The organism is Nocardia asiatica NBRC 100129, from assembly GCF_000308415.1.
Classification (GTDB): domain Bacteria; phylum Actinomycetota; class Actinomycetes; order Mycobacteriales; family Mycobacteriaceae; genus Nocardia; species Nocardia asiatica.
This window is the reverse complement of record NZ_BAFS01000454.1, coordinates 1-3,896: the sequence shown is the minus strand read 5'-3', so window position 1 is coordinate 3,896 and position 3,896 is coordinate 1. Positions and strand designations below refer to the sequence as shown.

Here is a 3,896-nt window from a genome sequence, read left to right as displayed (position 1 = left end):
TGAAGGGATGCAGTAATGAAGGTCGAAGTCCTCACCCCCTCGTGCAACCTCGACACCGTCCGCGACGGGCGCGGCGGCATTTTCACCTGGGTCCCGCCGGAGCCACTGCTGGAGTTCAACTTGATCTACATGCACCCCGGCAAGGTGCGTGGCCTGCACTACCACCCGCATTTCGTGGAGTATCTGCTGTTCGTCGAGGGCAACGGTGTGCTGGTGACCAAGGACGACCACGAGGATCCGAACTGCCCCGAGGAGTTCATCCACGTGGGCAAGGGCATTTGCACGCGCACGCCCATCGGGGTGATGCACACCGTGTACTCGATCACCCCGCTGACGTTCGTCGCCATGCTGACCAAGCCGTGGGACGAGTGCGATCCGCCGATCGTGCAGGTGGCGCCGCTGCCGCACACCTTGGAAGGCAACGGCGCGTGAGCGGTGCACCGGATGTCGGGAAAGCGCGCGCGGCAAGCTCTCGGGCCGGCCTGGGCACGGCGGGCGAGCCGCGGCGGAATCCGCTCGCTCGAGGCGACGCGCACGCCCTAAAGGACCGCGGATGAACCGGTTACGTGTGGCCGTGGTCGGCGCGGCGGGATACGTGGGCGCCGCGCTGGTCGAGGCGCTCGGCAAGAGCAGCCGGTGGGAGGTGGTGCCGGTGATGCGCGCCGACCACGAGTCGCATCGGACGGCAGGCCGCTACGACGTGCTGGTCAATGCCGCCTGCCCGTCGAAGCGTTTCTGGGCCGAGCACAATCCCGACGCCGACCGCGCGGAGACGGTGGACAAGACGCGCCTGCTGCGCGAGCGCTGGCAATGGGACCGGTTCGTGCAGATCAGCAGCATCTCCGCGCGGACCCAGCTGGACACCGTGTACGGGCGCCATCGCGCGGAGGCCGAGCGGTCGGTCTCCGGCGCGGACACCCTGATCGTGCGCCTCGGCCCGATGTACGGCGGGGATTATCGCAAGGGCGTGCTGGCCGATATGGCCGCCGACCGTCCGGTGTTCGCCAGCGGCCGTTCGCGCCAGAGCTTCGCCCCGGTGAATTGGTGCGCGGACTGGATCGCCGGCCATCTCGACGACACCGGTCTGCGCGAGGTCGGCGCACGCACCACCGTGACGCTGGCCGAAGTGCGGGACGCGGTCGGTTCGCGCTCGGAGTTCGCCAGAGACTATGTGGACGACCAGTTCCCGATCACCACCACCGGCACCGACTGGCCGGAGGCGGCGGCGGTGATCGACTGGCTGGCCGGGCGGAGGGTCAGCGATGCGCGGGCGAACTGATGCGGTGCCTGCCGGGGCGCAGGTATTTCTCCGCGCACAGCACCAGCAGGAAGCGCACGCTGGTGGCCACGTCGCGGGTGCGCATCTTGGACGCGCCCGCGGTGCGGTTGAGGACGTGGATCGGCACCTGCTCGATCTTGAAGCCGTTGGCGGCGAGGATGTAGAGACTTTCGAAGAAGAAGGAGTATCCGGTCGAGCGGACACGATCGAAAGCGCCCACCGGAATCGAGTCCAGCCGGTAGTATCGGAATGCGCCGGTGGCATCGTAGGGCATCCGCAGCAATGTCACGGTGAGAAAATGCCCGACCCGGGTGAGGACCTTGCGGAAGGGAGTCCAGTCGGCGAGGCTGTCCTCTTTCAGATACCGCGATCCGACCACGATGTCGAAACCGGGCGCCGCCGCGCGCAATGCCGGAAGATACGACGGCGGATGCGCGAAATCGGAATCCATCGTGATGATGTGCCGATATCCCTGCGCGTAGGCCCAGCGGATACCGGCCTGGTGCGCGGACCCGACGCCCTGGCGCCCGGCCCGATGCAGCACGTGGATGCGGGGGGCATGCTGTCGGGCCAGCTCATCGAGCAGATCGCCGGTGCCGTCCGGGGAGTTGTCGTCGACGAACAGGACATCGAAATCGGTGCCCTGCTCGAGGATCTGAGCGAGCAACGGGCCCACGTTGCGACGCTCGTTGTACGTCGGAATCATTACCAGAGTTTTTTCGGAGGCCGCGCTCATGCAATCGAATTCTAATACCGGCGGCGATCGAAAGATAGGTATTGCCCGCCATTTGGCTACCCGTTAGTCTCGGGGTTGGAGGTTTGATGAGAAAGGCGCTGATAACCGGCATCACCGGCCAGGACGGGTCTTATCTGACAGAATTCCTGTTGCAGCAAGGATATGAGGTGCACGGGATTATCCGGCGTGCGTCGAATTTCAATACCGACCGGATAGATCACCTGTATCCCGATACGCATACCGAACGCCGGCTGTTTTTGCATTACGGGGATCTGATGGATTCCAGCAGTCTCAACCGGATCCTCGAGGACGTGCGCCCCGCGGAGATCTACAACCTGGGCGCGCAGTCGCACGTGCACATCTCGTTCCAGATCCCGGAGTTCACCGCCGAGACCAACGCGATCGGCACGCTGCGCATCCTGGACGCCATCCGCAAGACCGGGATCGCGACCCGGTTCTACCAGGCCTCGTCCTCGGAGCTGTACGGCGGTCTGCACGACGTCGCGCTCAGTGAGGACACACCGTTCCATCCGCGCTCGCCGTACGCCGTGGCGAAACTGTACGCGTACTGGATCACGGTGAACCACCGCGAGGCCTACGGCATGTACACCGTCAACGGTACGTTGTTCAACCACGAATCACCCCGGCGCGGAGAGGTTTTCGTGACCCGCAAGGTGACGAGGGGCGCGGTGCGCATCGCGCAGGGCAAACAGGAGAAGCTTTTCATCGGCAACCTGGACGCCCGCCGGGATTGGGGGTACGCCAAGGAGTACGTCGAGGCGATGTGGCTGATGCTTCAGCAGCCCGAACCCGACGACTATGTGATCGCCACCGGCGAGACACACAGTGTGCGCGAGCTGTGTGAGGCCGCGTTCTCCGCCACCGGCGTCGAATTGATCTGGGAGGGAACCGGTCTGGACGAGAAGGGGATCGACCGGCGCACCTCGCGGGTGCGCGTCGAGGTCGATCCGACCTATTTCCGGCCCGCCGAGGTGCATCATCTCACCGGTGATCCGACCAAGGCGCGCGAGAAGCTCGGGTGGTCGCCCCGCACGAGTTTCACCGAACTGGTCGAGCTGATGGTGGCCCACGATATGGAGAACGCGTGACGCAAGCAGTGGCGGTGCAGTGCTGCCGGGTGTGCGGCAACACCCGGCTCGAGACGATCGTCGACCTCGGCACGATGGCATTGACCGGGGTGTTCCCGGCCGCCGATCCGACCGGGGTGCCGCGCTACCCGTTGGAGCTGGTGCGCTGCGTGCCCACCGGTCCCGAGGAGTGCGGGCTGGTGCAGTTGCGCCACACGGCCGACTTCGACGAAATGTATTCGCCCGGCTACGGCTACCGCTCCGGGCTGAATCGATCGATGATCGAGCACCTCGCCCACCGGGTGGCCAGGATCCGGCAGCGGGTGGCGTTGACCCCCGACGACGTGGTGATCGACATCGGCAGCAACGACGCGACGCTGCTGCGCGCCTATCCCGAAGGGTCGGCGACGATCGTGGGCATAGACCCGCTGGGAGAGAAGTTCCGCCGGTTCTATCCGCCGCACGTGCGGTTGGTGACCGGCTACTTCACCCGCGAGCTGGTCGAATCGGAGCTGCGGGGGCGGCGGGCCAAGGTGATCACCTCGATCGCCATGTTCTACGACGTCCCCGACCCGCTGGGCTTCATGCGCACGGTGCACGACAGCCTCACCGACGACGGCGTCTGGGTGCTCGAACAGAGCTATCTGCCCGCGATGCTGGCGACGACCTCCTACGACACCATCTGTCACGAGCACCTGGAGTACTACACCCTCGACCAGATCGAATGGATGGCGCGGCGGTGCGGCTTCGTGGTGCTCGAGGTGGAACGCAACACCGTCAACGGCGGCAGCTT

The 3,896-nt window shown here is 65.6% G+C and carries 5 protein-coding genes; 4 read left to right on the top strand and 1 reads right to left on the bottom strand.

Going from position 1 to position 3,896, the window contains the following annotated elements; translation table 11 throughout:
* Positions 1-15: 15 nt before the first annotated feature.
* Positions 16-432, top strand: a complete 417-nt coding sequence (locus ON27_RS34560; RefSeq protein ID WP_043692050.1) for a cupin domain-containing protein — start codon at positions 16-18, stop codon at positions 430-432.
* Positions 433-553: 121 nt separating this feature from the next.
* Entirely contained in the window at positions 554-1,279 is a 726-nt protein-coding gene (locus ON27_RS34555; RefSeq protein WP_218003091.1) for an NAD-dependent epimerase/dehydratase family protein, read from the top strand.
* Here the strand turns inward: ON27_RS34555 and ON27_RS34550 are convergent.
* Complete coding sequence (locus tag ON27_RS34550; RefSeq protein WP_051047327.1) at positions 1,257-1,985, bottom strand: polyprenol monophosphomannose synthase; 729 nt, start codon at positions 1,983-1,985, stop codon at positions 1,257-1,259. The two genes, ON27_RS34555 and ON27_RS34550, sit on opposite strands and share 23 nt — an antisense overlap.
* A gap of 116 nt (positions 1,986-2,101) precedes the next feature.
* Here ON27_RS34550 and gmd point away from each other — a divergent pair, with 116 nt between their 5' ends.
* Positions 2,102-3,124, top strand: a complete 1,023-nt coding sequence (gmd, locus tag ON27_RS34545; protein WP_043737251.1) for a GDP-mannose 4,6-dehydratase — start codon at positions 2,102-2,104, stop codon at positions 3,122-3,124.
* Positions 3,121-3,896 (top strand): class I SAM-dependent methyltransferase (locus ON27_RS34540; protein ID WP_169334564.1); only part of this gene is annotated, 776 nt, incomplete at its 3' end. The genes gmd and ON27_RS34540, both read left to right, overlap by 4 nt.

What these genes read in the sequence shown, in the direction of transcription:
- ON27_RS34560 (WP_043692050.1), top strand. Translation starts at nt 16, where the DNA reads ATGAAGGTCGAAGTCCTCACCCCCTCGTGCAACCTCGACACCGTCCGC.
- ON27_RS34555 (WP_218003091.1), top strand. Translation starts at nt 554, where the DNA reads ATGAACCGGTTACGTGTGGCCGTGGTCGGCGCGGCGGGATACGTGGGC.
- ON27_RS34550 (WP_051047327.1), bottom strand. Translation starts at nt 1,985, where the DNA reads ATGATTCCGACGTACAACGAGCGTCGCAACGTGGGCCCGTTGCTCGCT.
- gmd (WP_043737251.1), top strand. Translation starts at nt 2,102, where the DNA reads ATGAGAAAGGCGCTGATAACCGGCATCACCGGCCAGGACGGGTCTTAT.